This is a genomic window from Pedobacter sp. TM02 (genome assembly GCF_059705275.1).
Genome location: NZ_AP046530.1, coordinates 1262527 through 1288955 on the forward strand (window position 1 = coordinate 1262527; position 26429 = coordinate 1288955).

General features: G+C 44.4%; 24 protein-coding genes. 6 read left to right on the forward strand and 18 right to left on the reverse strand.

The features are described 5' to 3' along the window. Window positions 1-66 precede the first annotated feature (66 nt). Complete coding sequence (locus tag AC6H1S_RS05410; protein ID WP_199137400.1) at window positions 67-570, forward strand: hypothetical protein; 504 nt, start codon at window positions 67-69, stop codon at window positions 568-570. 49 nt (window positions 571-619) lie between these two features. On the opposite strand, the gene dnaJ is transcribed toward AC6H1S_RS05410, so the two are convergent. The 6 genes from dnaJ to AC6H1S_RS05440 form a co-directional block, all read right to left on the reverse strand. Next, entirely contained in the window at window positions 620-1780 is a 1161-nt protein-coding gene (gene dnaJ, locus AC6H1S_RS05415; RefSeq protein WP_199137402.1) for a molecular chaperone DnaJ, read from the reverse strand. Window positions 1781-1867: 87 nt separating this feature from the next. Beyond that, window positions 1868-2443: a nucleotide exchange factor GrpE gene (locus AC6H1S_RS05420; protein WP_497565428.1), complete on the reverse strand. Its 576-nt coding sequence runs from the start codon at window positions 2441-2443 to the stop codon at window positions 1868-1870. A 129-nt stretch (window positions 2444-2572) separates the two neighbouring features. Continuing rightward, a complete protein-coding gene (locus tag AC6H1S_RS05425; RefSeq protein ID WP_199137406.1) occupies window positions 2573-3256 on the reverse strand; it encodes a cell division ATP-binding protein FtsE in 684 nt (227 codons plus the stop codon). A 2-nt stretch (window positions 3257-3258) separates the two neighbouring features. Next, window positions 3259-3462: a fructose-6-phosphate aldolase gene (locus AC6H1S_RS05430; protein ID WP_199137408.1), complete on the reverse strand. Its 204-nt coding sequence runs from the start codon at window positions 3460-3462 to the stop codon at window positions 3259-3261. Between the two features lie 63 nt (window positions 3463-3525). Then, window positions 3526-5451, reverse strand: a complete 1926-nt coding sequence (locus tag AC6H1S_RS05435; RefSeq protein WP_497565429.1) for a T9SS type B sorting domain-containing protein — start codon at window positions 5449-5451, stop codon at window positions 3526-3528. Between the two features lie 49 nt (window positions 5452-5500). Then, the gene (locus AC6H1S_RS05440; RefSeq protein WP_497565430.1) at window positions 5501-6520 is read right to left on the reverse strand and encodes an acyl-CoA reductase; all 1020 of its coding nucleotides are present in this window, start codon (window positions 6518-6520) and stop codon (window positions 5501-5503) included. 77 nt (window positions 6521-6597) lie between these two features. On the opposite strand from AC6H1S_RS05440, the gene AC6H1S_RS05445 reads away from it, so the two are divergent. Next, window positions 6598-6948 carry a 4Fe-4S dicluster domain-containing protein gene (locus AC6H1S_RS05445; RefSeq protein ID WP_199137504.1) on the forward strand — a complete coding sequence of 117 codons (351 nt, stop codon included), beginning with the start codon at window positions 6598-6600 and terminating at the stop codon, window positions 6946-6948. A gap of 77 nt (window positions 6949-7025) precedes the next feature. On the opposite strand, the gene AC6H1S_RS05450 is transcribed toward AC6H1S_RS05445, so the two are convergent. Next, window positions 7026-7475 (reverse strand): universal stress protein, encoded by a 450-nt coding sequence (locus tag AC6H1S_RS05450; RefSeq protein WP_199137415.1) that lies wholly within the window; start codon window positions 7473-7475, stop codon window positions 7026-7028. 100 nt (window positions 7476-7575) lie between these two features. Here AC6H1S_RS05450 and AC6H1S_RS05455 point away from each other — a divergent pair, with 100 nt between their 5' ends. Next, a complete protein-coding gene (locus AC6H1S_RS05455) occupies window positions 7576-8355 on the forward strand; it encodes a C40 family peptidase (RefSeq protein ID WP_497565431.1) in 780 nt (259 codons plus the stop codon). Window positions 8356-8454: 99 nt separating this feature from the next. Here the strand turns inward: AC6H1S_RS05455 and AC6H1S_RS05460 are convergent, their stop codons facing one another. Then, complete coding sequence (locus AC6H1S_RS05460; RefSeq protein ID WP_497565432.1) at window positions 8455-9114, reverse strand: YceH family protein; 660 nt, start codon at window positions 9112-9114, stop codon at window positions 8455-8457. Between the two features lie 106 nt (window positions 9115-9220). Here AC6H1S_RS05460 and AC6H1S_RS05465 point away from each other — a divergent pair, with 106 nt between their 5' ends. Together AC6H1S_RS05465 and AC6H1S_RS05470 are read left to right on the forward strand one after the other, a co-directional pair. Beyond that, entirely contained in the window at window positions 9221-15052 is a 5832-nt protein-coding gene (locus tag AC6H1S_RS05465; protein ID WP_497565433.1) for an alpha-2-macroglobulin family protein, read from the forward strand. A gap of 245 nt (window positions 15053-15297) precedes the next feature. Next, window positions 15298-15846 (forward strand): carboxypeptidase-like regulatory domain-containing protein, encoded by a 549-nt coding sequence (locus AC6H1S_RS05470; protein WP_497565434.1) that lies wholly within the window; start codon window positions 15298-15300, stop codon window positions 15844-15846. On the opposite strand, the gene AC6H1S_RS05475 is transcribed toward AC6H1S_RS05470, so the two are convergent. From AC6H1S_RS05475 to hisG, 10 genes are all read right to left on the reverse strand, one after another. Next, window positions 15833-16735 (reverse strand): WD40 repeat domain-containing protein, encoded by a 903-nt coding sequence (locus AC6H1S_RS05475; RefSeq protein WP_199137424.1) that lies wholly within the window; start codon window positions 16733-16735, stop codon window positions 15833-15835. The genes AC6H1S_RS05470 and AC6H1S_RS05475 overlap by 14 nt on opposite strands. Window positions 16736-16817: 82 nt before the next feature. Then, window positions 16818-17420, reverse strand: coding sequence for a bifunctional phosphoribosyl-AMP cyclohydrolase/phosphoribosyl-ATP diphosphatase HisIE (gene hisIE / locus AC6H1S_RS05480; RefSeq protein WP_497565435.1), 603 nt, complete (start codon window positions 17418-17420; stop codon window positions 16818-16820). Window positions 17421-17465: 45 nt separating this feature from the next. Next, the gene (hisF, locus tag AC6H1S_RS05485; protein WP_497566021.1) at window positions 17466-18257 is read right to left on the reverse strand and encodes an imidazole glycerol phosphate synthase subunit HisF; all 792 of its coding nucleotides are present in this window, start codon (window positions 18255-18257) and stop codon (window positions 17466-17468) included. Continuing rightward, entirely contained in the window at window positions 18253-18489 is a 237-nt protein-coding gene (locus AC6H1S_RS05490; protein ID WP_497565436.1) for a hypothetical protein, read from the reverse strand. Before AC6H1S_RS05490 ends, hisF begins: the two co-directional genes overlap by 5 nt. A 41-nt stretch (window positions 18490-18530) precedes the next feature. Then, window positions 18531-19280: a 1-(5-phosphoribosyl)-5-[(5-phosphoribosylamino)methylideneamino]imidazole-4-carboxamide isomerase gene (hisA, locus tag AC6H1S_RS05495; protein ID WP_497565437.1), complete on the reverse strand. Its 750-nt coding sequence runs from the start codon at window positions 19278-19280 to the stop codon at window positions 18531-18533. A gap of 1 nt (window position 19281) precedes the next feature. Then, window positions 19282-19875: an imidazole glycerol phosphate synthase subunit HisH gene (hisH, locus tag AC6H1S_RS05500; RefSeq protein WP_497565438.1), complete on the reverse strand. Its 594-nt coding sequence runs from the start codon at window positions 19873-19875 to the stop codon at window positions 19282-19284. A gap of 78 nt (window positions 19876-19953) precedes the next feature. Further along, entirely contained in the window at window positions 19954-21087 is a 1134-nt protein-coding gene (gene hisB, locus AC6H1S_RS05505; RefSeq protein WP_497565439.1) for a bifunctional histidinol-phosphatase/imidazoleglycerol-phosphate dehydratase HisB, read from the reverse strand. A 122-nt stretch (window positions 21088-21209) separates the two neighbouring features. Then, window positions 21210-22256 carry a histidinol-phosphate transaminase gene (hisC, locus tag AC6H1S_RS05510; protein ID WP_199137431.1) on the reverse strand — a complete coding sequence of 349 codons (1047 nt, stop codon included), beginning with the start codon at window positions 22254-22256 and terminating at the stop codon, window positions 21210-21212. A gap of 54 nt (window positions 22257-22310) precedes the next feature. Then, complete coding sequence (gene hisD, locus AC6H1S_RS05515; protein WP_497565440.1) at window positions 22311-23603, reverse strand: histidinol dehydrogenase; 1293 nt, start codon at window positions 23601-23603, stop codon at window positions 22311-22313. A 70-nt stretch (window positions 23604-23673) separates the two neighbouring features. Beyond that, complete coding sequence (gene hisG / locus AC6H1S_RS05520) at window positions 23674-24525, reverse strand: ATP phosphoribosyltransferase (RefSeq protein ID WP_497565441.1); 852 nt, start codon at window positions 24523-24525, stop codon at window positions 23674-23676. A gap of 274 nt (window positions 24526-24799) precedes the next feature. On the opposite strand from hisG, the gene AC6H1S_RS05525 reads away from it, so the two are divergent. Then, complete coding sequence (locus AC6H1S_RS05525; RefSeq protein WP_497565442.1) at window positions 24800-26377, forward strand: L,D-transpeptidase family protein; 1578 nt, start codon at window positions 24800-24802, stop codon at window positions 26375-26377. The last annotated feature ends 52 nt before the right edge of the window (window positions 26378-26429 follow it).

The window sequence follows — 26429 nt, forward strand, 5'->3', positions numbered from 1 at the left end:
GCATTTTAAAGATATACCACTGCTCAAATTAATTATATTTGGGTTAACCGGATATTCAAAATCAAGATGAAAAAATTTTTAATCGTTTGTTTTCTCCTTTTTACGGTAAGCGTTGCCTGTAAAAAAGAAAATGTTGGAGGCGATAAGCTTTGTGCCTGCTCATTATTAGCTGCTCCAACTTTGCAATTGGCTGTCAAAGGCGCAGAAGGAAAGGATTTGCTCAATACCACGGTAAGTGGTTCTTATAGCGAAGGCCAAATCCAGCTGTATCAAAAAGACAATGTTGGAAACATGAAGCAGATCCAGTTTAGGATTAGAGAGCCTTTTAATGCTGGCAACGAAAAGTTTGGCTATTATCAGATCGAATCTGCTCAGGTCATTTCTTTGGCAAGCCAAAATGCCAATCAGGTCTTTTACCTGAAACTGGGAAACAGAGCACCGTTAGAAATCAGCATGACCATACAGCAAGACAAAAGAATGATTGGCAAATTGTTGATTGACAAGCAAGAAGTGCCTGTAGTTAGCGATTATATTGCCAAGTTTGCTAACGTATATGCCATCAGTTTGTAGACCAACGCAAAAAGCATAAAAAAAGCACCGAATTTTCGGTGCTTTTTTGTTATTCGAAATACTCTTTCATTTTATCGAAAAAGCTTTTATCGTTTTTGCCGGGCTGTGGCTTAAAGTTTGGAGATTCGCGCAGTTTTTCTAGCAGGGCTCTTTCTTCGCTGCTTAGCGCTTTTGGAGTCCAGATGTTCACATGGATAATCTCATCGCCACGGTGGTAAGAATTCACTTCAGGAATACCCTTGCCCTTTAAACGCAAAAGTTTGCCGCTTTGGGTTCCAGGATCAATCTTAATTTTGGCTTTGCCATCAATGGTTGGCACTTCCACGCTTGCACCTATGGCCGCATCGATAATGCTGACATGCAAATCATAAACAATGTTGTTGCCTTCGCGTTTAAGCGTTTCGTGTGGCAGTTCTTCGATCAGGATGATTAAATCGCCCGGAATGCCGCCGTTTGGCGCAGCGTTTCCTTTGCCAGCCATGCTCAGTTGCATACCTTCGCTTACGCCAGCCGGAATGTTGATGGTAATGGTTTCTTCGCCACGTACAGTACCTTCGCCGTGGCAGGCATTACATTTGGCCGTAATTTGCTGGCCGCTGCCATGACAGGTAGGGCAGGTTGCCGTGGTTTGCATCTGGCCCAAAATGGTATTGGTTACCCTGCGCACTGCACCGCTGCCGCCACAGGTTTTGCAAGTGCTTACCGACGATTTGTCTTTAGCCCCCGTGCCATCACAGGTTTTACAGGTAATCTGTTTGTTAACCTTGATCTTTTTCTCTGCACCGTTGGCAATTTCTTCTAAGGTTAATTTAACCTTGATGCGCAGGTTGCTTCCTTTAGCTACCCTGCGACCCCCACGCGATTGGCCACCGCCACCGCCAAAAAAGCTATCGAAAGGGCTGCCACCACCACCGAAAATATCGCCAAACTGGCTAAAAATATCTTCCATGTTCATGCCGCCTCCGCCAAAGCCACCCGCCGCGCCACCAACGCCTGCATGGCCATATTGGTCGTAACGCTGCTTTTTCTCTGGACTGCTTAATACTTCGTAAGCTTCTGCTGCTTCCTTGAATTTTTCTTCTGCCGATTTGTCGTCGGGGTTTTTATCAGGGTGATACTTGATAGCCAATTTGCGGTAGGCTTTTTTAATTTCCTCCGCCGAAGCGCCTTTGGCTACGCCAAGTATGTCGTAATAATCTCTCTTGCTCATTGCTTTAATGATGGAATTTTGGATGATTGTACTTTGAATGGTTATTTAATCCATGCACTTACTCATGCTAAAATTCACTAATTTATATTATGCTCCTACTACTACTTTGGCGAAGCGGATTACTTTATCGTTTAGGGTATAACCTTTTTCCAGTTCGTCAACCACCTTGCCTTTTAAATCGTCGCTAGGGGCAGGAATATTGGTAATGGCTTCGTGTTTGTCTGTATCGAAAACGGTGTGGATGCTTTCTATTTCCTTTAAGCCTTTTTGACTCAAAATGCTTTTAAGCTTGGCTTGCACCAATAAAATGCCTTCGCGAATAGCGCTTACTTCTGTAGCGTTTTCGGTGGCTTTGATAGCACGCTCAAAGTCGTCTAATACAGGGAGCAAGGAAACTACTACGTCTTTTCCTGCAGTTTGCAACAACTCTATGCGTTCTTTTTGGGTACGGCGCTTATAATTGTCGAATTCGGCAAACAGGCGAAGGTATTTATCGTTAAGGGCAGCATTTTCCTGTTGCAGTTTTTCTTCTGCAGAAAGTGCTGCAGCCGGTTCTGTCACTTTATCCTCGGTTTGGGTTTCACCTGCCTGCGTATCTTGAACTTCTTGTTCCGCCTGATTTTCAGTAATCGGTTCTTCTTCCTTTTTCTTCTTATTAAACATGTTGTCTACTCGTGTTTTTTTGTTCGAACTCAAAAGTTTTGCCAATCATAAAAAAACAGCCATGCTGTCAGTTTTAATTGCTTGCTACCGAACAGAATGGCTGAAATCTAATTTTTTGTCAGCATTGCACTAGGCAATCTGGGCATCTTCGTGTACAATGCCGTTTTCGCACTTGATGATGCGCGAAGGAAAGGTACGGATGATATGATAGTCGTGGGTGGCCATTAAAACCGCGGTGCCGCTTTGGCTGATCTGTTTCAATAGCAATACGATTTCTTCTGAAGTATCGGGGTCTAAGTTGCCCGTTGGCTCGTCAGCCAATATAATTTCCGGATTGTTGAGCAAGGCACGGGCAATAACCACGCGCTGCTGTTCGCCACCCGAAAGCTCGTGAGGCATTTTCTTGATTTTAGAACGCAGGCCTACTTTTTCCAATACATCTTTAATGCGCTCGTTGATAAGGTTTTTGTCGTTCCAGCCGGTGGCTTTCAATACAAAATCCAAATTTTGTTCGATGGTTCTGTCGCTCAATAGCTGAAAATCCTGAAAAACAATGCCCAGTTTCCTGCGTAAAAAAGGCACTTCCTTATCGGTCAGGTTTTTGAGGTTGAAGCCGGCTACGCTGCCGTTGCCATTGCCGATATGCAAGTCGCCGTAAATGATTTTTAGCAAGCTGCTTTTTCCAGAACCGGTTTGGCCAATCAGGAAAACAAATTCGCCTTTGGCTATATCGAGGTTAACATTGGATAAAACCAGGTGCTTTTGCTGAAAAACGTCTACGTTCTGTAAGTTGATTACTGCGCTTTGTGTCATGTTCAGATATCTAATTTGGTAACCTGTCCGAAGGGAAGGTCGTTAATAACGTTCATAATTTCGTCGAGCTTATCGCCAAACCCCAGTTTCTCTAAAGATTTATCGGGCCTGTCTACCCTGAAGTAGGCCAAGAGCGTAAATTTTTCGTCCCTTAGCTGCACGTAATCAGGTATTTTGGCGATGCCTTTTACTTTAATGATATACATTTGCCCAAAAATAACATTTCTAGCCGAAAAACGAGGCACGAAAGCAACATGATTTCATTCTTCCTACCTCACCAGCATTACCCAGCCGCTAATGGCTTTTAACTCGGGTTCTAACTGAATGAGGTAATAATAAACGCCCACCGGAACGGCTTTGCCTTTGTATTTGCCATCCCAAGGCTGACTGGTGTTGCCGGTAGCTTGATAAACGGTTTCGCCCGAGCGGTTCATAACCTTGATGATGACATTGGGATAGGGGCCAAGGGGAGCAATTTTCCATACATCGTTTTGTCCATCGCCATTCGGACTAAAAGTATTCGGTACGTTAAGGTTTTCGTAAACCTTTACCAAAACTTCGTCTTCGCTGCTGGCACAACCACCGCTATTTTCTACGTGCAGGGTGTAGGTCATGTCTTGTGGTGGCGTAGCTATCGGGTTGAGCTTGTTGGGGTCGTCCAGGTAATCGCTTGGTGTCCAGTAATATTTGGTGTAAGGGCCTGTGGCTTTGCCGTCGAGCTGTATGGGGTTGTCTTTGAGCACCCTCTTGTCTTCGCCGGCTGAGGCGGTTACTTTTTTGATTACGTTGATGGTAATAGGCAAAGTGGCCTCACAAGCGCCGTTGGCTACAGTTACCTGATAAGTTGTGGTTTCGGTTGGCGAAGCCGTAGGGTTGGGAATATCGGTCGCAGAAAGCCCATCAGCTGGCAACCAGGTATAAGTGGTGCCACCAACTGCGGTCAAAACCGTTTGGTCGCCTTCGCAAATGGTATTCGAGCTTGCTGTTACGCTTGCTACCGGAGGATCGTTAACTGTAACCACCGTGGTAGCCGTACTTTTGCAGCCACCTTCGTTACTAACCACTACGGTATAGGTGCCTTCCATGTTGTGCGAGGCGTTGTTAATGACAGGGTTTTGCTGGGTAGAAGTAAAATTATTGGGGCCAGTCCACAAATAACTGGTGCCTGCCTCAACTTTTAGCACAATAGGTTGGCCCAGGCATACCTTGTTGCTGGGGTAACTGGTTACTGTAGTGGGCGAAACTACGCTCAGGGTAATAGGTGCAGAGACGACCCTGCAATTTATACTGCTGATGTTATTGCCGTCGGCAACTGCCAACCGGTACTGATAATTGTTTTTAGTGGCATTATTGAAGTTAACTTGGTACTGGCTGCCCGTTGCTCCGGCAATGTCGGTCCAGGTACCGTTAATCAGCTGCTGCCATTGGTAGTTCAGCTGATTAAATCCCGTACCAATATTGGCCGAAAGCAAAAAACTCTTGGTATCGCCCTCGCAGGCGTAGGTAAGCTGACTGGTAACGCCATTGATGGTAGGGTTTACCGTTGGGCCACAAGGCCTAAAAGTAATGTCGTCCAATGCAATATCGTTTCCAACCCCGCCAGGTCCGTTATTGATCATTTTAAGTACAATGGCCGCATTGCTGGTGGTGGTAAAGGTCATGGCATACTGCTTCCAGGTGGGCTGGGCCGTTTCCAGGATATCGCCGGTATTGTAGCTTTTAAGTATGATGCCAGTGGTAGTTTCGATGGTAAAGGTGACATTGGGCTTGTTGCCAGAATAATTCAGGATGTTGATGATCCAGGCAGCAAATTCGTAGGTAGTGCCGGGGCAAAGTCCCGAAATGGTCGACTGGTAAAAGATACCTGGCGTAGTTGAGGCATTAACCACCATCATATAACCATTGGGGTCATTAGGGGTATGGTTATTAATTTGAAACCAACCGTTGCCCGGGCTATTGTGCATGCCGTTGGTGCTTTGTGCAATGGTGTATTGTCCATCGTTGGGGGTGCCAGCCATATAGGTGTAATTGGTAAGCGTACCGCTTAATTGTGGTCCGAAGGCAGCTGTACCTCTTCCAAAATCAATATTGATAACCGGATCGCCCAATGAGCCCGTACAAACCTGGGCCTTTAATCCGGCAATGGAAAAAAGCAACGCAAACAAAGACCAAAGCAAACTTCTAATCGCTTTCAAATGAGCATTTGGGGATAAAGTGCCTACAAAATAGCGATAAATTTATAGGCTACAAAGCCTGCAGAAAATCAATTGTATTTACATTGTCGGCATAGTCCCAAAGCTTTGGGTTTTGGCTTTGGCCAAAGGCTACGGGCGCATAATTTAAAGGCATATCTACATGCGATACTACGCATTGAATCTGTTCTTCCTTTTGCTTCAGCTGCTCAGCCAGTTTGGTCGCGTCTTCATAGCTTTCGTAAAAAAGAACGGCCAAAGGCGAGGTCAATGCTTCATCTTCCTTTACCAACAAAAAACCATTGTCGAGGTGCTTCACCAAATTTACGAGGTAGACCGATTTGTTGTAATCGTAGTTGTTGTTGTATTTAAAATGGTTGATAATGTCGCTGTAGGACTCGATGGCCTCAAACAAATGATCCATCTTGTAATGTTTAGGGACATAAATTTTAGAAACATTTCTGCAGCCCATGCCGAAATAGTCGAAAATATCGTGGCCCAGGCTTTGCAGTTCGGCTTCGCTTTCTTTGCCGCTCAGTACAGCCACGCTGTTTCTGTTTTTGCGGATGATATTGGGTACATTTCCGAAATAGAATTCAAAATAACGCGAGGTATTGTTGCTGCCCGTGGCAATAATGGCGTCGAAATCCTGCAACCTTTCTGCAAAAATAATCCGGTCGTTCAGCGCAGGCACTAGTTCGGTCAGTTTTTGAAGTAGGGCAGGCAATAATTTATCGTCGGACGACGACATTTTAATCAAGGCGATATTTCCGGTTGCCAACACGCAAAGCACATCATGAAAGCCTACCAAAGGGATGTTTCCGGCTAAAATCAGGCCTATTTTTTTAGGGTTGGTGCTGAGGCTGATCGGCTCCATCCATATTTGCAAATCTTTGGTATTGAGCATCTTGCTTAGCGATGAAAGTGCTTTTTTTACCTCTTGTTCGGTAAACCAGGCATTATGCCTGCTTGCCGCTTGGATAGTCGCTTCGAACGTTTGGCCGGGATTGGCCATCCATTCGCCGAGTTTTTCAAAGGCACGAATAAGGCTTTCTTTGCTAAGTGATGACATATTTAGAATTATTATAAATGATTATGTGTTATATTTGCACTGCAAAGTTAAGCTTAGCAATAGATATAGACGAAGACATGGCAATTAAAATAACAGACGAGTGTATTAATTGTGGCGCATGTGAGCCAGAATGCCCAAATAATGCAATTTACGATGCAGGCACGGCCTGGAGATTTTCGGATGGTACCAATTTAGATGGCATCATCGATTTTGGTGACCAGCAGATTGATGCTGGCGCTTCGCAGGAAGCTCTTTCTGACGAGGTTTATTATATTGTTTCTGACAAATGTACAGAGTGTAAAGGTTTTCACGACGAGCCACAATGTGCAGCGGTTTGTCCGGTAGATTGTTGTGTTGACGATGAAGATGTCCGCGAAACTGAAGAAGAATTATTGGCCAAAAAAGCCTGGTTGCACCAAGAAGGCTAAATCAAGCTTAAAAATAAATAGAGGGACGCGGTAATCGGGTCCCTTTTTTTATGGCTAAGGGTTTGGTTTGCGATGAGCTATACCTCGCTGCGATTAGGTACCACCAGTACCGGGCAAGGTGCCTTTCTGGCCACATGTTCGGCCACGCTGCCCATAAAAAAATGATAGAGGCCGGTTCGGCCATGCGTACCGATTACAATCAGGTCGGCGCCCCATTCTTCAGCCTGTTTTAAAATCCCGTGGCTGGCGGTGTCTAAACTGGTGAGATAAGTGGTTTTAACGTTATTGCTGAATTTTTTTTCGATTTCCTTGAGCAGCTCTTGGCTGTTTTCTTCGCTGTTGTCGTACATTTCCATAAAAACCGGAGCCAAGGTAAAATCGGGGTTAGCTGTAGCCGGAGCTGGTTCGATAATGTTGAGCAATGCAATTTCGGCATCGAATTTACTGGCCATCTCATAGCCCGTTTTGGCTGCTTTTTCAGAACAAGTACTGTTGTCAACAGCAATGAGGATTTTTTTGTAGTTCATGATTTCAGCATTTGGGTTTTGTTTGTTAAAAATAACAATTTTTGGCCATAAAAGTTTGACAATGCAGTTTTTAACTTATTTTAGGGCTCGCATTTAAAGCATGGAAAATTACCAAATTTGCAGGGTTGCCATCGCGCCGCTCAGAAAAGAACCGTCAGACCGTAGTGAAATCGTATCGCAGTTGTTATTTGGCGATCGGGTCAAAGTAATTGAACAGACCGAAAAATGGTGGTTGGTCCAGAATTTTGACGACGATTACCAAGGCTGGATGGATTTTAAGCAGCTGACCAGACTTGGCGAGGCGCAATATTTAGATAAGCGTTCCTATACCTACTTGGCACCAGCGGCGGTAAACAATACCCTGATTGCGGCCAATGGAAGTGCTTATTACCTGCCAGCAGGCTGTACATTGCCATTTTATGCAGACGGTTTTTGCTTTTTGGGTGAAGAAAAATTCGAATTAAAGTTCGATGCCTGGATGCCAAGTCGTCAAACCATTGCCAGCGAACTCGAAGCAACGGCAAAATTCTTCGAAAATGCGCCTTATTTATGGGGTGGCAGAACCTTGTTTGGCATCGATTGTTCGGGTTTTGTGCAAACTGTTTTCAGGCTTCATGGCCTACAGCTAAAACGAGATGCTTCGCAGCAGGCAGAGCAGGGCGAGCTGGTCGATTTCCTATCAGGTGCAACCGTTGGCGATTTGGCTTTTTTTGATAATGAAGCAGGCCAAATTACCCATGTGGGCATGATGTTGGGCAACGACAAAATTATCCATGCGGCAGGTAAGGTGCGTATAGATCCGATAGACGACCAAGGTATTTTTAACCCCGAACAGGGTCGTTATACGCACAAACTGCGAATCGTCAAAAGATTTTTTTAGCGTTTAATTTGCGAAATTTTACCGGTTAAAAAAACTTAGGTCGTCTTAGCTTCTTGTTGCAGGCGCATGTGTTTTTTTTAGCTTCAACCCGCTAATCAGCTAAACACCCAGTTCCTTCATCAGTTCCTCTAGCTTGGTTTTAAGCTCGGCAAGTTCGGTTTCTACTTTGACTAAACGTTCTTCTAGTTCGCTATTCGATCTGCCTGAAGGTTCTTCTGCATTGACGTATTCTTCTTCAAAAGTTTCAATGTCGCCGGCAAACAAATGCATGTAGCGTTGCTCTTTTTGTCCGGGTCGGCGTGGCAGCTGCTTGATGTAGGGCGGTTCTTCGTTGGCCAGTTTTTCTAAAACGCTTTGTACCTCTTCCAAAGTTTCGAATTCGTATAGCCTGCCCGAATTGGTGTTGATTTCGCCGGGGGTTTGCGGGCCGCGTAAAAATAGGAGGCACATAACCGCCACTTCGGCTGGAACCAAAGGATAAACAATGGCAAAATTATGCTTGTATTTGATGTTCCTGATTGATCCTCCGGTAGCCGTGGCAATCAGTCCGGCGATTTTTAGAGAATTGAGTGCTGTTACAATGGTCGACTCATCATATTGCACCACCGGCTTTCGCGAGGTTTTTTGGTTGCAGGCAGCGGCCAAACCGTTTAGGGTCATCGGGTAATAATCTGGCGTTGTTTTGCATTTTTCCATCAAGGCGCCAAGCACCCTGATCTGTTCGGCATTGAGTATAGGTAGCGATTTTGGTGTGTCCATGGCTAAATATAGGGCAATTCGGCAAAATATTTAAGAAAGTGCATAAAATTTGATCGTCCGATATGGAATCGCAGTGCAAAAAGTATCTTGTAATAAACCCCCATTTATGAAGATACGCTTACTCTTTTTGTTTCTTTTCTTTCTTTCCAACTTCGTTGCGGCACAGTCTAGGCTAAATAATAGTCGCCAGATAGGACTTTACACCTACATCTATAAATTAACCGATAAGGAAATGTTCAGTTTGGCAGGAGAAGGTAAATCGGTTATCAACGATGGTTTTTTGCATACGCTGATCGATAGCTTCAAAATCGATAAAAAATACGAAGACAAGCTTTCTTATGGTAATTATCTTTATGTAAGCCCCATAAAAAATAAGCTGAATTATAGTCTGGTCGACAAGCGCAATGCAAACCTGGTCATTGTCAATAATCAATATAACCTGCAGTTTTATATAACAGACCTCAAAGGTAATCTAGTATCTGATGCCAAGGTAGAGCTGGCCAATGGGCAAAAGGTAGTCTATAATCGGCAGACGCATCTTTATCAGTGTAGCTATAGCAAAAAAAGTCAGGTGGTTAAGGTAAGCTATCAAGGCGTGAGTAATTTTTTTAGCTTCGAAATCAATAACCCACGCGAAGATTGGCCCTTTTTTAGGAAAATTGCCTATTCTTTTCCAATCAGATACATTTGGCAACCCTTTAAAAACCTGTTCAAAAAGAAATACAGATACTGGAAAGAAGAACTGCACTATCAGGGCTATATGGTTTTTAGCAAACCTAAATACAAACCCTTAGATACGGTTAAGTTTAAGGCCTATGTAGTGGATGCCAAAGGCGGAGCCATCAAAAACATAGCGGCTGATGTGCTCCTTTATGGCCAAGGCCGAGAGAGAAAGATGGGTACGATTAACCCTTATCGTGAAGGGGGCTATGATTTTAGCTTTGTACTGACCGATAGCCTGCAGTTGGTGTTGGATAGGGATTACATCATCGATTTGGTAGCCAACAACGGCAAAAAAAGTAAACTCGTGCGCTCGAACTTTAGGTATGAAGACTACGAGCTCAAATCATTGGATTTTAAGGTAAGAACCGACAAAACCGTACATCAAATAGGCTCGCCGCTTGCTGTTTTTATGAAGGCAACCGACGAAAACGAATTGGCTGTGCCTGATGGTCGCGTAGAAATAGTGGCCGTTACCAGCAGGGTTAGCGGGTATTTCGATCAGAAAGTATTTGTTCCAGATACGCTTTGGAAGAAGGAAATGAGGCTTGATCCGGTTGGCGAAACCAAATTGATATTACCCGACAGTATTTTTCCAAAGGCAACTATCGATTTTAGGTTAGCAATTGTTTTGCGAAACAGCAACAACGAAGTGCGAAGACAAGAGCAATCGCTTTCCTATAGATACCAAAAAGAACAAAAACTGCAAGAAATTAAAGGAACTCTGCAAAAAGACAGCCTGCTGATTGCCTACAGGGAAAACGATCAGCAGCTGCCACAACAGGCCAGCATAGTTGCTTATGCGGCATCGGGTGTACAGCTCGATTCGATGCAGCTAGCCTTGCCTGCTGCCTTAAAAGCCAATTACCATGCCGAATACTATAAAGTGAAGCTGTTGAACGGCTTTAGCGATTCGATTTATCTTCGCAATTTTTCGCCTACGCTGAACATTGGTGCGCTGCAGACCAAAGACTCGTTAAAAGTGCTGGTCAATAATGAAAACAAAGTGCCTTTTTGGTACACCATCTTTTCTGGCGACCGTATTTTGTTGCAAGGCTATGCCAACCGGCTGGATACTGCCTTGAAGCATGGCACCAGCAAGGCTGCGCATATCCGCATCAATTACTTTTGGAACGAGCAAGAAAAAAGCCAGGAAGTAAGTGCCGCTTATAGTCCAAATTACCTTAACGTCAAATTTATGGCGCCACCCGTAGTTTATCCGGGCCAAAATGTAAAAATGCTGGTTAAGATTACCGATATTGACAATAAGCCAGTGGCTGGTGCCGATGTTACTGCACAGGCTTTTACTGCTAAGTTTGGAAATGTTTCCTCTCCCTCGTTGCCCAATTTCTCAAAGCGTTATTTTGCCCGAAAAAGGAAAAGTTTATTGGAAATAGAAGAAGTAAGCGCCAATGGTGCGCTTCAGATGGATTGGCCAAAATGGGGCAGGGCTTTGGGCTTGGATACCATTGAATATTACAAATTCATCCACCCTAGAGAAATCTACACCTATGTGGAGCAAATCAAAGGCGAATTGGCGCAGTTAGCTCCTTTTGTAATCGAAAAAGGCAACATTGATCTGGTAAGCATTGTGTATATAGACGAGGTACCTGTGTATTTTAGTCAGGCAGAACAACTGCAACGCTACGCTTTTGTAGTAAAGCCCGGCGTACACTCCATCAGGATGCGTACAGCTACCAAAATGATTTACCTGCGCGAGGTAGAAGTAGCCAAGGGAAGCAAAAAAGTGATTAGCGTGGAAGCCAATGTAGCCAATACCAAGGCGGAGGTAAGGCTGCAGAAAAATGTATTGACACCAGACGAGGCTTCGTATTTGGAGCGGTTCATGATCAAAATCACCGATAATTTCCAGTCGGAGAAAACGCAGCTCCGGGCAGATACCACATGGGTTTTGTTAAATCCTCCACCCATGGTTTCGCGTTCGAAAGAGCTGTTGGTTGGGCCGTTTAAAGAAAATATCCTCGGCTTTGAAACCAAAGATTTTTCACACAATTTTATTAAGGAACCAGGCTATACCTATACTTTTTTGCCAGGATTGATCAAGCAAAAATCCTACGAAAGCCTACAGGTACCCAATTATGTAAAACGCGTATACAATCAACCGAAAAAACCGGCAGTACCTGTATCTTCTTCAGCCGTGGCTTTAGCCAATGTAGCCCAAAATGGCAACGATAATTTTAGCCAATATGCCTTAAAAAAAGGCGAAATCGATAGCATTTGGAACGAATACCTGAATTTGAGAAGCTATACAACTTTATTGTTCAGTAATGAAAGAACCACGAACAAGATGAAGGGAAGTTTGGTCATCGCCATAGATACGGCCTTTAAGAATAGATTGCCGTATATCAAAAACATCGTGGTCTATAAAAATAACCAACCCGATTTTATTCATATCTACCCTGGAAATACCACTGTTTTTCCCTATTTCGACGAAGGAAGCTACCGGATGCTGTTCTTGCTCAAAGATAATCGCTATTTCATGGCCGACGATGTTAATATTAAGGCTAATGGACAGAACTACCATGAGTGGAAAACTTTTAAGATTATGGCAGCCGATCGGTTGAGCAAAGAGCTTGATGCTTATATCAAAGCGGCCAAAAGCGGTGCTTACAATGCCATCGACGATAAAGTGCTTTACAATTACAACAGCATCAATATTGGCAAAAGCCTGCTCGTTAACCAGATGTATGGAAAAGTGATTGCCGCAAGCGACCATTTGGCTTTGCTTGGAGCCTCGGTTAGGGTAGTTGGATTTGAACAAGGTACCGTAACAGGTGCCGATGGGCAGTTCAGCATCGCTGTTCCGGCAAACGGAAAGATCATTATTGCAGCCTTAGGTTTCGCAAGCAAGGAAATACCTATAACCATTGGAAACATCGGAACTATTGCACTTGAGGATAGTAAAAACCAGTTGAATGAGGTTGTGGTAACGGGCTATGGCTACTCGGCCAAGCGCAGTTTAGCGATGGCATCAACTACGCTTGCTGCCAATGAGCTATCAGGACGTGTGGCAGGACTTAGCTTAAACAGTGATCAGGTGCGTTTGGTATTGAGGGGAAACAGAAGCTTGCCCGATAATAACAAAGCCATGGTGGTGCTCGATGGGGTGGTAGTGCCTTATGAAATGATCAGCAAGCTGAGCCCCGAAGAAATAGACAACCTGAGCATGCTTAGCGGTAACGATGCAACTGCCATTTATGGAGCTATGGCGGCCAATGGCGTCATTTTGATTAAAACCAAAAAAGGAAATACAGCACTTGCCGAAACGGGAGAGCTGGTGGCGCAGCAACAGACCATGCGTCACAATTTCTCAGATGTTGGCTTTTGGCAGCCCCAATTGTTTACCGACGAAAATGGAAATGCCAGCTTTAGCGTTAAGTTTCCAGACGATATTACCAATTGGAAAACCAGGGTAATTGCCATGAACGGCAATAAACAGAGTGGTTATGTCGAAACAGCTATCAAATCATTTAAAACATTAAGCGCCAATTTTGTTTCGCCTTTGTTTGCCGTTAACGGCGATAGCATTAGGGTGCTGGGCAAACTGATGAATTATACGCCCTTGGAAGAAAAAATGAACCGCAGGTTTGTCTATAACGGAAAAGAGCTGCTCAATGGAGAAGTAGGTTTTAAAAATGCCCACATTGATACGATGGCTATTGCGGTAAATGGAAAAGACAGCTTGAGCTTTGAATACACATTGAAACAAAGCAATGGTTATTTTGATGGGGAAACCAGGAAAGTGCCTGTGGTTGAGGCAGGTGTAAAAGAAACCAAAGGTTATTTTGCTGCTTTCTTGCGCGATACAACCGTTAATTACGAATTTGATAAGAAACTGGGCAATATTACCCTAAAGGCTGAAGCTTCAGTTTTTCCATCGTTGCTCGATGAAATGACCAAGCTGCGCAACTATGAATACCTCTGCAATGAGCAGTTGGCCTCCAAACTCAAAGCCCTGCTCCTCGAAAAGAAAGTAAGAAAATACCTCGATGAGCCTTTTACGCACGAAAAAGACATTGCATTTATTCTTAAAAAGCTTAGGCAAAACAGAAGACCCGAAGGCACTTGGGGCTGGTGGACAAATAGCAACGAAGAAATGTGGATCAGTCTGCACGTTGTAGAAGCCCTATTAATGGCCGAAAAGGACGGCTATCCAATTGTGCTCGACAAAAAAGTGCTTTACGCCTATTTGGTTAATAAACTGGCTGTAAATGCAGACCTGAGCCAATTGCCAACAGTGAAACTGCTTTATCTGCTGGATAATAAGAACTATATTAAAGATTGGGTATTGGCCATTGCAAAAGCCAAAACACCCGAAAAGCCATCGCTGTACAGCAACCTACAGCTGATGCGCCTCAAGCAAATGGCCGGTTTGCAGGCAAATGTCGATTCGTTGCTATTGCTGAAGAAGCAAACCATGTTTGGCAATTTTTATTGGGGCGAAGAAAATCATCGTTTCTGGAACAACAGCATCCAGAATACCTTGTTGGCCTACCAGATTTTGAAGGCTGATGGTGGCCATACCAACGAACTCGAGAAAATACAGCTTTACTTTTTAGAACAACGCAAAGACGGTCAATGGCGCAATACCTACGAATCGTCACTAATTTTAGAAACCATATTGCCCGAAATGCTTGCCGCAAACCCCAAAGGAACACCGGCTAGCATAACCATCGGCCAAGAAACCGTTAGCACTTTTCCTTTTAGCAAAACGCTTGGCAATGCAAGCGGGTTTAGCTTGACAAAAAAAGGAGGAACGCCTATATATTTTACGGCTTATCAACAATTCCAAAATCCTAAACCCGAAAAATTGGGCAAGGATTTTACAGTGAGTTCAACTTTTATGCAAAAAGGAGCCAAGGTAAAACAGCTCAAAGCCGGAACTTTGGCTACGCTCAGCGTAGAAGTAGAGGTAAGGGCCGATGCGGATTATGTGATGATTGAAATCCCTATTCCCGCAGGCTGTTCTTACGAAAACAAATTACAGTCGTTTTGGGGCGTTGAAACACACCGCGAATATTTTAGGGAAAAAACGGCAATCTTCTGTACTAAGCTCAAACAGGGCAAGTATACTTTTAACATCGACCTGATGCCACGCTATTCGGGTAGTTATGTGCTTAATCCGGCAAAGGCCGAAATGATGTATTTTCCAGTATTCTTTGGTAGGGAAGGGATGAAAAAGGTTGGAATAAATTAATTGAGCTTATGGAAACTATACTAAATGCATCCTATTAAGAATTAATGCTTATGTCGCCACTTAAAATTTCTATACCCGAGCCCTGCACCCAAAACTGGGCAAGTATGAGCCCAGCCGAAAAGGGGCGTTACTGTAACTCATGCGAGAAAGAAGTAATCGATTTTAGGAATTGGACAAACGATGAGCTTAAACACTGGTTTGCCAATCGCAAGGACAAGGTTTGTGGACAATTGACGCAAAAGCAATTGGATTATTTTAAACCTGAAGAAGTACTATGTTCAAACTGGAGACTTAGCGCCAAAGTTTTATTGGCCTCTTGTTTGGCTTTGTTTGTTACTTCGAGAACCTATGCAAACACTGCTATAAAAAGCAATGCCGCAGTTCACGAAAACAAGAATATGAACCGGGCAAAAAAACAAGATATAATGCCATCTGATAGTTTAATAACGATAAAAGGCAGGATTACGAACAAAGAAGATAAACTGCCTTTGCCTGACGTAAGCGTATTTTTAAAAAACAGTAATGTATCAGGCAGTAGCGGGGAAGATGGCAAGTTTACACTTCAGGTAAAAGCCAAGCCAGGCCAGAAACTGCTGTTAGAGTTTAGGTGCCTCGCCTACGAAACAAAAGAGCTGGAGATTACGCCCGATTCAAATAGTTATGACCTGGCATTGGAAATGGTTTACAACGCGGAAGGTTTGACACTTGGCGCCGTTGTAGTTAATGTTAAACGAGCTTCTTTCCCCAAACGCGTCTGGAACTTTATCAAAAGGCCGTTTGTTAAACATCATTGAAGTCCCAAACCATAATTTTTTTATCATCGCCGGTAGAGATCAGGTGTTCACCGGTTTTTGACCAGATGATCTTATTGATGGAGTGCGTATGGCCAATGCCCACTTTGTCGATATTGAGGATTTTATAGAGCTTAAAGTTTTCGGCATCCCAAAGCTTGATGCTCTTGTCTTGGCTTCCTGTGGCAAAATAAGGAAGCTTAGGGTGGAAAATGATATCGTAAATGGCAAACAGATGGGCTGGAATGGTTTGTTTCAGTTCGTAATCGGGTAGGCTCCAAATGCGCAGCTGGGCATCGCGGCCACCGGTAATCAGGTATTTTCCCTCAGGGTGATAAGCCAATGAAGTAGCTGGTAGGGTATGGCCATCCAATTCGTGCTTCGGACTGTAATCGGCCAAATTATAAATGCGGATGAAGCCGTCTTTGCAGGCAAAAGCCACTTCGGTTTCGTTGGGCGAAATGGCGATGGCCCGGACGGTTTCTTTAGCCACCTGAACGCGGTAAATTTCCTTCAAATCGGCCAGCGACCATACGGCAACCGTGCCATCTTCGCCGGCTGTAAGCAATTCGTTTTTGCTTTTTACGGTTTGGATGTTGAAAATAGGCTTGGTATGGGCATTGATTCGCGCCACAACTTCCTGCTTTACAAAATCGAATACACTAAAAGCACCACTCCGTTCGCCAATAAACAGCTGGTCGTTGTAATAGTGTAGGCAGTAAACCGAACTCTGAACCGGCAATTTAACCATGATGAAAGCCAATTTTTCAAGCGACCATTCTACCACGCCTTTATCATTGCCTGCGCTAAAAAATAGGCCTTCCTTGCCCGAATTGGCTAAAGCATATACCGGATTTTGGTGGCCTGAAAGCGTGCGGAGGTGTTTGAGCATTTTAAGTGTATAGAGTAATGCGTATTGCGTATTGCGATGAGGATTAAGCGTTTGGTGTAAGGCAGTTCAATATTTCGCTATACTATTTGTGTCTCTTTTCCAGGTTAAGCCCGATGTCTGCGAGTGTTTTTCCTTTGGCTTTTAGCAAAACCAGGAGATGAAATACCAGGTCGGAGGCCTCGTTTATGAAATCTTCGTCGGTTTCGTTTAAGGCGGCGATAACCGTTTCTACACCCTCTTCGCCAACTTTTTGGGCAATTTTGTTAAGGCCTTTTTGGCGAAGCTTGTTCACGTAAGATTCTTCGGTCGGGTTTTCAAAGCGGTCTTTGATGATGTTTTCCAGCTCGAAAATAAAGTTCTGGTTGTAGGCGGTATTGAAACAGCTGCGGGTTCCGGTGTGGCAGGTTGGCCCAACCGGACTTGCCTTAATCAGCAAGGTGTCTTGATCGCAATCGGAAGCAATGGATTTAACGAAAAGAAAATTGCCGCTCTCTTCGCCCTTGGTCCACAAACGGTTTTTGCTGCGCGAAAAGAAAGTAACCTTGCCTTCGGCCTGTGTTTTGGCTAAAGCTTCGGCATTCATGTAGCCCAGCATCAGCACTTCTAAAGTTTGCTCATCCTGGATCACTACAGGGATTAATCCATTTGTTTTTCCCCAGTCGAGGGAAGTTATGTTGTCTGTCATTTTGTTTGTCGTTTCGAGGTATGAGGCCATCTTCACAATCTAGGCTTATAACCTTACCGGAATATCGTGTTTTTTTAATTCTTGTTTAAGATCAGGGATCAAAATCTCTCCGTAATGAAAAACCGAAGCCGCCAAGGCTGCATCTACGCCCGCTTGTTGAAAAACCGTTGTAAAGTGCTCGATTTTTCCGGCGCCACCCGAGGCAATGATGGGGATGTTGATCATTTTGTTGATTTTGTCCAACAAATCGCAGTCGAAGCCCTGTTTAGTGCCATCGTGGTCCATCGAAGTTAGCAGGATTTCGCCAGCTCCCAAATTCTCCGCTCTTTTAATCCAGTCTTCGGTTTCGAGTTCGGTTATCAGCCGGCCTCCATTTAAGTGCACGCGGTTTTTGCCGTCGATGTGTTTGGTGTCTACCGCCAAAACTACAAACTGAACGCCAAAGGCCTTGGCCAAATCTTCAATCAGCTGGGGGTTGCGCACGGCGGCCGAATTGATGCTGATTTTATCGGCGCCAGCATTGAGCAAGGCCTCCGCATCGGCAATTTCGCTGATGCCACCACCGATGGTAAAGGGGATGTTCAGTTGCCTAGCCACGGCTTTTACCATTTCGATCATGGTTTTGCGCCTTTCGTGGGTTGCGGTAATGTCTAGGAAAACCAGTTCATCAGCACCTTGCTGGGCATATTGCGCGGCCAGTTCAACGGGGTCGCCCGCATCGCGCAGGTCTACGAAGTTGACTCCCTTTACGGTACGTCCATCCTTTACATCAAGACAGGGGATTATTCTTTTGGATAAGCCGCCACTTGTTAGAGGGAGTTTTATTGATTGCTTAATCAAAATATTGTTGTTTAATGGAAGGTTTTATCCTTTTTCCGATACCAAGGCCTGTTAAAATTAGTCCAATTAGGGTAGTAGGAAGCCATAAAAAGAAAGCATATTGACCAGTAACAGACATCAGCTGGGTACAATTTCCCTGATAAGTAAACATATAGGCTCCCCAAAAGAACATTGCAATACCCAAAAGCGCGATAAATATTCCTATTGTTAGCAGATTGATGAACTTCATAAAGGCGTAAAATTAGATTGCTTCGTTCCTTTCGATGACATTTAGATAGAACTAAGTGCTTTTAGGTTCCACTCCTTGATTTCTTCGATGCTGATATGGCCTTCGTAAATGGCTTTGCCCACCACCACGCTTCTGATGTCGAGCTGGGCCAGTTCCTTAATGTCTTCCATCGAACTTACACCACCCGAAGCAATCAACTTAATGAAAGGAGAGTGGTCGAGCAGTTTTCTATATAAATCGATGGCCGTGCCGCCTAGCTTGCCATCTTTGTTGATGTCGGTGCACAAAAACCTGAAAAAGCCCAATTGCAGACACTTGTCTACGTAATCCATCAATTTGATTGGCGAGCTTTCCATCCAGCCAGAATATTTGATGATTTCGTCCAGTACGTCGATAGCAATGACAATGCGGTTGGCATAATCGTCTTTTTTGGCAAAAGCAGCGCTTAGATTTGGCAGGAAATCGGGATTGCTTACGGCTTGCGTACCCACAATCACCCGGTGTATGCCTGCATCCAACAAATTGGTAACCTGTTCAATGGTTCTGATGCCACCGCCATATTGTACGCGCATTTCGGTTTTTTTGATGATGCTGAACAGGGTTTGCTGGTTGCTGAAATCGCCTTTTGCACCATTTAGATCGATGATGTGGATGAAATCTGTACCGTTTGAGCGGTAACGCTCGATCATTTCTTCGATAGAGACATCGTATTCTGTTTTCTGATTATAGTCGCCTTCGCGCAAGCGGACAACTTTTCCGTCTAAAATATCGATTGCTGGGATAATGTACATGCTAGGATCTTAAATTTGAGAAATTTTTTAATAGGCGTTCTCCGGCTTCGCCCGATTTTTCGGGGTGAAACTGAACACCAAAGAAATTGTCTTTTTGTATAGCTGCCGAAAATTTGTTTCCATAATTTACAGAGGCGATATCAAAAATAGGGTTATATTCAATAAAATAAGAATGTACAAAGTAAAACTGTGTTCCACTAGGAACATTCTCAAATAATAAATTGTTTTTAAAATCTACCGTATTCCAACCCATGTGCGGAATTTTGATGCCCAAGTTTTTGTCGAAAAGCTTGGTTTCCAAAGGCACGATGTCGAGTAGTTTGGCATCGCCTTCTTCAGAATGTGCGGTGAGTAGTTGCATGCCTACGCAAATGCCAAGCACGGGTTTTTGCAGTGCTTTAATCGCTTTGACCATGCCGGTTTGCTCGAGTTTGTGCATGGCCGTGCCCGCATGGCCTACTCCCGGGATGATGATATGCGTGTACTGGGCTAAATCTGCTTCGCTATTAACCATGCCGTAGGCAATTTGTTGCCGTTCTAAGGCTGCGGTAAGCGAGAAGATGTTGCCTGCTCCATAGTTGATTATTCCGATCATTGTTTCAGTTGTCAGTTATTAGTTATCTGTTTCCAGTTGGGGATCATGAATTCAAACCCCACAACTGTCAACTCATAACTACAATACGCCTTTAGTGCTTGGTAAGACCATTTTTTCGGCATCGCGTTTAATGGCCATCTTAATGGCCTTGGCAAAAGCCTTAAAAATAGCCTCTATTTTATGGTGCTCGTTATCGCCTTCGGCCTTGATGTTCAAATTGCATTTGGCGGCATCGCTGAAAGATTTGAAAAAATGGAAGAACATTTCCGTTGGCATGTCGCCCACTTTTTCGCGTTTAAAATCAGCTTCCCAAACCATCCAGCTGCGCCCGCCAAAATCAATGGCCACCTGGGCCAGGCAATCGTCCATCGGCAAACAGAATCCATAACGTTCAATTCCCAATTTATTGCCAATGGCCTTTGCAAAAGCCTCACCCAGTGCAATTCCGGTGTCTTCAATGGTGTGGTGCTCGTCAATATGCAGGTCGCCTTTGGCACTAATTTCGAGGTCCATGCCTCCGTGGCGGGCAATTTGATCTAACATGTGGTCGAAAAAGTGCAACCCAGTATGGATGTTTGCCTTTCCGGTGCCATCTAAATCAAGCTCAATGTTGATGTCGGTTTCGTTGGTTTTGCGTTGGTGGCTTACTTTTCTTGCCCCAGCCCTTAAAAAGGTATAGATGTCTTCCCAGTTTTTGGTTTCCAGGGCAATCACATCAGCCAAGCTTTCCAGTTTGTCCATTCCTTCGTTGGCACCCAAGGCATCGTTTTGGCGCAAGTAAATAGCTTTAGCGCCCAGGTTTTTGGCCAACAATACATCATTGAGCCTATCGCCGATGACGTAAGAGTTTGCGAGGTCGTAATCGCCAGTCAGGTATTTGCCCAACAAAGCCGTGCCTGGCTTACGGGTAGGGGCGTTGTCTCTGGCAAAGGTACGGTCGATGACCACGTCGCTAAACACTACGCCTTCGCCTGCAAAAGTGTTGATCAGGAAATTATGCACCGGCCAGAAATTCTCTTCCGGATGAGACGAAGTGCCCAAACCGTCCTGGTTGGTAACCATTACCATTTCGAAATCGAGTTCATGGGCAATTTTAGCCAGGTAATACAGCGATTTTGGGTAAAACTGCAACTTGGCAAAGCTGTCTACCTGTTCATCTTCAGGCTCCAGGGCCAAAGTGCCGTCGCGGTCTATAAATAATACGTTTTTCATAGTTCAATTTAATTTTGAATGATAGCGTGATAGAATGATTGAATGACTGAATGACTGAACGACTGAATGGTGGTCGAATGTATACATGCAATTATTCATGCATTCAAAATTCACTCACTCTTTCATTCATTCATTTTTCTCAATAAATCTATTAATTGATCGTTTTCCGAGGCGGTGCCGATGGTGATCCTTAAGCAACCTTCGCAAAGCGTAACCTTGGAACGGTCGCGTACAATAACCCCTTGATCTACCAACTTGTTGTAAACATCAACGGCATTCGCTATTTCGGCCAGTATAAAATTGGCATCCGATGGGTAGACTTTTTTCACCATCGGTATTTTAGCCAGTTCGGCACTCAGTCTTTCCCTTTCGGCAACGGTAATTTTAATCCATTCGTTCACCTGCTGGATATTTTCCAAAGCGGCCAAAGCCAAATCCTGGGTAGCCTGGTTGATGTTGTAGGGCGGTTTTACCTTGTTCAGGATGTCGATAACCGGACGCGACGAAAAGGCCATGCCCAAACGCAAGGCGGCCAGGCCCCAAGCTTTAGAAAAAGTTTGCAAGACCACCAGGTTTACGTATTCGGTCAGTTCCTGGATAAATGTTTTTTGCTTGGCAAAGTTGATGTAGGCCTCGTCAATCACCACCAAGCCTTTAAAGTTGGCTAAAATGGTTTCGATATCGGTTCTATTAAGCGAATTGCCCGTAGGGTTGTTAGGCGAGCAGATGAAGATCATTTTGGTATTGGCATCGATGGTTTCTGCAATCTTCTCCAAATCGAGCTGGAAGTTAGGGAGCAAGTTTACCTTTCTTACCTCTACATCGTTAATATTGGCCGATACTTCGTACATGCCATAGGTTGGAGGCAGGATAATGACATTGTCCTTGCCAGGATTGCAAAAAGCCCTGAACAACAAGTCGATGGCCTCATCGCTGCCATTGCCCAAAAAAGTGTTTTCTATCGGAACGCCCTTGATTTTGCTGATGGCTTCCTTCAGATCCAGTTGCAAAGGGTCGGGGTAACGGTTGTAGTTGGCCGGTAGGGGCGAACCAAAACTGTTTTCGTTGGCATCTAAAAATACGCTGGCCTGGCCCTTAAATTCGTCCCTGGCTGTAGAGTAGGGGCGAAGTGTTTTTATGTTTTCTCGTTGTAAGTCTTTAATGTCCATTTTTTGTTGGAGTTAACTGCGAAGCAAAGGTTTCGCAAGCACAAAAGTTGATGTTTATGGATTCTTAATTTTTTCTAACCTGATGGTAACGGCGTTTTTATGGGCCTGCAGGCCTTCGGCTTCGGCTAGGCTTTCTACCGTTTGGCCGATGTTAGCCAAGCCTTGTTGGCTCAGGTGCTGGAAAGTGATTTTTTTGAGGAAAGTATCGACCGAAACACCGGAAAAAGCTTTGGCAAAACCGCTTGTTGGCAAGGTGTGATTAGTGCCTGAGGCATAATCGCCAGCACTTTCGGGCGTTAGGTTGCCCAAAAATACCGAACCTGCATTAACGATTAATGGAATCAGCGCTTCGAAGTTTTCTGTGGCCAAAATCAGGTGCTCCGGTGCGTAGGCATTGCTAAAAGCCATGGCTTCTTTCAAACTGTCTGTAAGAACTGCATAGGAATTGGCGATGGCTTGTGTGGCAATATCCCGACGAGGCAAATCGGCCAGCTGCTGTTCGATGGCGATTAACGTTGCATTGATCAGGTCTTTCGAGGTGCTCACCAATATCGCCTGGCTATCGGGGCCATGCTCGGCCTGTGCCAGCAGATCGGCCGCCACAAAGCTGGGGTTGGCCGTTTCATCGGCAATCACCAAAACCTCCGATGGTCCGGCAGGCATGTCGATAGCCACTAGGTTTTGCAGTTGCTTTTTGGCTTCGGTTACATAGCGATTTCCAGGTCCGAAAATCTTGCTCACTTTGGGTATGCTCGCCGTGCCATAAGCCATGGCGGCCACGGCTTGTGCGCCTCCGGCCAAGTAGATTTTTTCGATGCCCAGGCGCATGGCCACATAGGCCAGATAGGTATTTACCTTGCCGTCGTTTTGTGGTGGCGAGCATACAATAATTTCACGGCATCCGGCAATTTTTGCAGGGATGCCCAGCATTAAAAAAGTACTCGGCAATACTGCTGTTCCACCCGGAATATACAGACCAACACGCTCAACAGGGCGGGCTTCTCGCCAGCAGTTTACGCCAGGCATGGTTTCTATTTTGGCTTCGGTTTTGAGTTGGGCCTGGTGAAATTTGTAGATGTTTTGGTAAGCGACATCAATGGCGTTTTTTACCGATTGTGGAATGGCCTTTGCCAAGGTGTCGAGTTCCTCCTTACCGATGTAAAGTTGTTCCAGCTTTACTTTGTCGAATTGCGAAGCAAAGGCCTTCAGGGCATTATCGCCTTCGTGTTTTACCGTAGCTATAATGTCATTTACGCGTGTTTCGACCAACTGATCGTCGGCAATCTGCCTGGAACAAATTTCTTCTATTTTTTGTTGAGATAAATCTCTATAACTATAGATTTTCAATTTATTATGTTTTTGATTTAACTATTAGTTAATATGTTTTCTAAGTAATTTTCAACGGAGAACGTCGAATTTACGTTATGATTTTCTCGATGGGCATCACCACGATGCCTTGTGCGCCCGCTGCTTTGAGGCTGTTGATCTTTTCCCAAAAATCCTGCTCGGCAATAACCGAATGAACAGCTACCCAGCCTTCTTCAAACAAGGGAACAACGGTAGGACTTTTTACGCCTGGCAATAAATCTACAACGGCTTGCAGGTTTTCTTTGCTCACGTTGAGTACCACATATTTGGTGGCTTTGGCACGCAGTACCGATTGGATCCGCTGCACCAATTCTTTCACTTCGGCATTGAATTCGATCTCTTTGTTGCCAATCAAAACAGCCTCCGAATTCATCACGTCCTTAAAGGGTTTCAGGCCGTTGCTCTTTAAGGTTCCACCAGTAGAAACGATGTCGAAAATGGCATCGCTCAAGCCCAAGCCCGGACCAATTTCTACCGAGCCCGAAATGTTTCTGATCTGCGCATCAACGTTGTTGGCCTTCAGGTATTTTTCGAGAATTACCGGATAAGAAGTGGCGATTGCCTTGCCGTTTAATTGGGCCAGTTCGGTGATGTCGCTCGTGCTCTGCACGGCGATTTTTAGGGTGCATTTGCCAAAGCCGAGCTTCTGCAAGTAACAAACGTCGGCACCGGCTTCTACAATTACATTTTCGCCCACAATGCCCAAATCGGCAATGCCGTCCTGCACGTATTCTGGAATATCGTCGTCTCTCAGGAAAAGGATTTCCAAAGGAAAATTAGTGACTGTTGAGATGAGGGAACTTTTGTAGTTTTCGAAAGTTAAACCACAATTTTTAAGGATTTCTACTGATTTTTCGTTGAGCCTACCCGATTTTTGGATAGCGATTTTAAGTGTTTTCACTTGTTATAAAATTAGGAATAAGAAATATGGAGTCTATTGTTAAAAACCGTTTTGCGTACAAAACATTTATCTATCTATCGCCGCAATGGCGATGATGATGTAAATGTGCATAATGGTTTAAAACTTGGATCATATATTACTTTCTTTCCGTAATTTTGGCCAGAAGATGTTGCAAATATAACTTTGTAAATGTGAAATCAAAAAAATATGGCATTTTATTTGCCATGTAAGTGCCAGGCCCGCAGGCCAAATGATACTTAAACCTCACAGAAAATTGAAAAAAACGCTCCTATTTGTAGCCGTATGTTTGTTTTTGAGCTCTTGCAGCTGGTTTCGCACCAAGCCTGAGATTGCCGTTGTTTTGTCTAAACATTTCGACAATAAACTATACAATGATTTTGATACGGTTGCTTATGATTCGGTATTCGTCAAAAAAATGGACGAACTGAGCAGTAAATTGTCCAACCCCAAAGTAATCAAGGCATATTACGCGCATCACCAAGACCGGCCGTTGCTGGTTACGCGTTTTTATATAAACGGTGCACTGGATACCTTGAAAAGTTACATCCAGCGAAGCAAAGCCGATGGGTTTAATCCCGAAATATTCAGGGTAAATGAACTGGAAACCCTTTTGCAAACCCTTGATGCGAACAAATTCAAGAAGATAAGCGAGGTTTATCCTTTAATAGCCGATCTGGAAATCAAGGCTGCCGATGCCCTTTTAAAGTACAGCACCTTCATCAAATACGGCAGCGTAAATCCCAGGAAGCTGTTTAACCGCTATTACATTGCCAGTAAACGACCAGATAGCCTGAAGCTCGATTCGATGTTGAATACAACGGATCTGGTTGCTATATTGAAAGATGCGCAGCAGACTTCAAAAAATTACCTCGACCTGAAAAAGGCCTTGGCGCTTTACCGCGACAGCTTGGGTACCGACGAAAATCCGGCCATCAAAGCCATCAAGCTCAACATGGAGCGCATGCGTTGGCAACTGCCGGTCAAAACCGAGGAAACCGTGTTGGTCAATATCCCCGATTTCTCGCTAACCTGGTTTAAGGGCCAAGATACCTTAACGCACATGAACGTATGTGTTGGTGGTAAGCGCGAAGAAGGCTATGCCGATAAAATGAAGGCTTACTTAAAGTCTAAAAATTTAGACGACAAGCCCAAAAACCACGAAACGCCACAACTGGTGAGCGTATTTAATGCCATACAGGTAAATCCGGTTTGGAATATTCCGGTAAGCATTGCGCAGAGCGAAATTTATTGGCAGGCGGTTAGAGACCCTTATTACCTGTCTAACAACAACATTAAGGTATACCTGAAAGGCAAACTGGTAAATGATCCGGATACCATCCAATGGAATAAATACTCGCGCGAGAAATTGCCTTTTCAATTTAAGCAAGGCTCAGGCGAAGGCAATGCCTTGGGCAAGTTCAAATTTATCTTCGACAACAGTTCAAGCATTTACCTTCACGATACCAACAACAAAAATGGTTTTAGGCTGGCCAACAGGGCAATCAGCCATGGTTGTGTGCGTATTGAAAAGCCGCTCGAGTTTGCACAGCTGATGGTGAGAGACAAATACCAGTACGACCAGTTGCGCATGGAGGTGAACCTGCCACCTGTTGATACCACAAGGATGAAGCAGTATCAGAAAAAACTGGCTAAAAGAACCGATACGCTCAATACCTTCCAATTGAAGCCAAGCTGGTTCGCTACTCGGAAAAACGTGGCCGTGGTGATTGGCTATTTTACCGCTTGGGCCGAAAACGGCAAGGTTCAGTTCAGACCCGATGTTTACGATTACGACGAAACTTTGTGGGAAGCCATTAAAAAATACATGTAGACGGCGCTTGTGCCCAAATCTCCTCATTTCCATTATTGCAACAACTTGTGTT

Excerpts from the sequence above, each read along its gene's own strand:
- AC6H1S_RS05410 (WP_199137400.1), top strand. The coding sequence starts at position 67 with ATGAAAAAATTTTTAATCGTTTGTTTTCTCCTTTTTACGGTAAGCGTT.
- dnaJ (WP_199137402.1), bottom strand. The coding sequence starts at position 1,780 with ATGAGCAAGAGAGATTATTACGACATACTTGGCGTAGCCAAAGGCGCT.
- AC6H1S_RS05420 (WP_497565428.1), bottom strand. The coding sequence starts at position 2,443 with ATGTTTAATAAGAAGAAAAAGGAAGAAGAACCGATTACTGAAAATCAG.
- AC6H1S_RS05425 (WP_199137406.1), bottom strand. The coding sequence starts at position 3,256 with ATGACACAAAGCGCAGTAATCAACTTACAGAACGTAGACGTTTTTCAG.
- AC6H1S_RS05430 (WP_199137408.1), bottom strand. The coding sequence starts at position 3,462 with ATGTATATCATTAAAGTAAAAGGCATCGCCAAAATACCTGATTACGTG.
- AC6H1S_RS05440 (WP_497565430.1), bottom strand. The coding sequence starts at position 6,520 with ATGTCATCACTTAGCAAAGAAAGCCTTATTCGTGCCTTTGAAAAACTC.
- AC6H1S_RS05445 (WP_199137504.1), top strand. The coding sequence starts at position 6,598 with ATGGCAATTAAAATAACAGACGAGTGTATTAATTGTGGCGCATGTGAG.
- AC6H1S_RS05450 (WP_199137415.1), bottom strand. The coding sequence starts at position 7,475 with ATGAACTACAAAAAAATCCTCATTGCTGTTGACAACAGTACTTGTTCT.
- AC6H1S_RS05455 (WP_497565431.1), top strand. The coding sequence starts at position 7,576 with ATGGAAAATTACCAAATTTGCAGGGTTGCCATCGCGCCGCTCAGAAAA.
- AC6H1S_RS05460 (WP_497565432.1), bottom strand. The coding sequence starts at position 9,114 with ATGGACACACCAAAATCGCTACCTATACTCAATGCCGAACAGATCAGG.
- AC6H1S_RS05465 (WP_497565433.1), top strand. The coding sequence starts at position 9,221 with ATGAAGATACGCTTACTCTTTTTGTTTCTTTTCTTTCTTTCCAACTTC.
- AC6H1S_RS05475 (WP_199137424.1), bottom strand. The coding sequence starts at position 16,735 with ATGCTCAAACACCTCCGCACGCTTTCAGGCCACCAAAATCCGGTATAT.
- hisIE (WP_497565435.1), bottom strand. The coding sequence starts at position 17,420 with ATGACAGACAACATAACTTCCCTCGACTGGGGAAAAACAAATGGATTA.
- AC6H1S_RS05490 (WP_497565436.1), bottom strand. The coding sequence starts at position 18,489 with ATGAAGTTCATCAATCTGCTAACAATAGGAATATTTATCGCGCTTTTG.
- hisA (WP_497565437.1), bottom strand. The coding sequence starts at position 19,280 with ATGTACATTATCCCAGCAATCGATATTTTAGACGGAAAAGTTGTCCGC.
- hisH (WP_497565438.1), bottom strand. The coding sequence starts at position 19,875 with ATGATCGGAATAATCAACTATGGAGCAGGCAACATCTTCTCGCTTACC.
- hisB (WP_497565439.1), bottom strand. The coding sequence starts at position 21,087 with ATGAAAAACGTATTATTTATAGACCGCGACGGCACTTTGGCCCTGGAG.
- hisC (WP_199137431.1), bottom strand. The coding sequence starts at position 22,256 with ATGGACATTAAAGACTTACAACGAGAAAACATAAAAACACTTCGCCCC.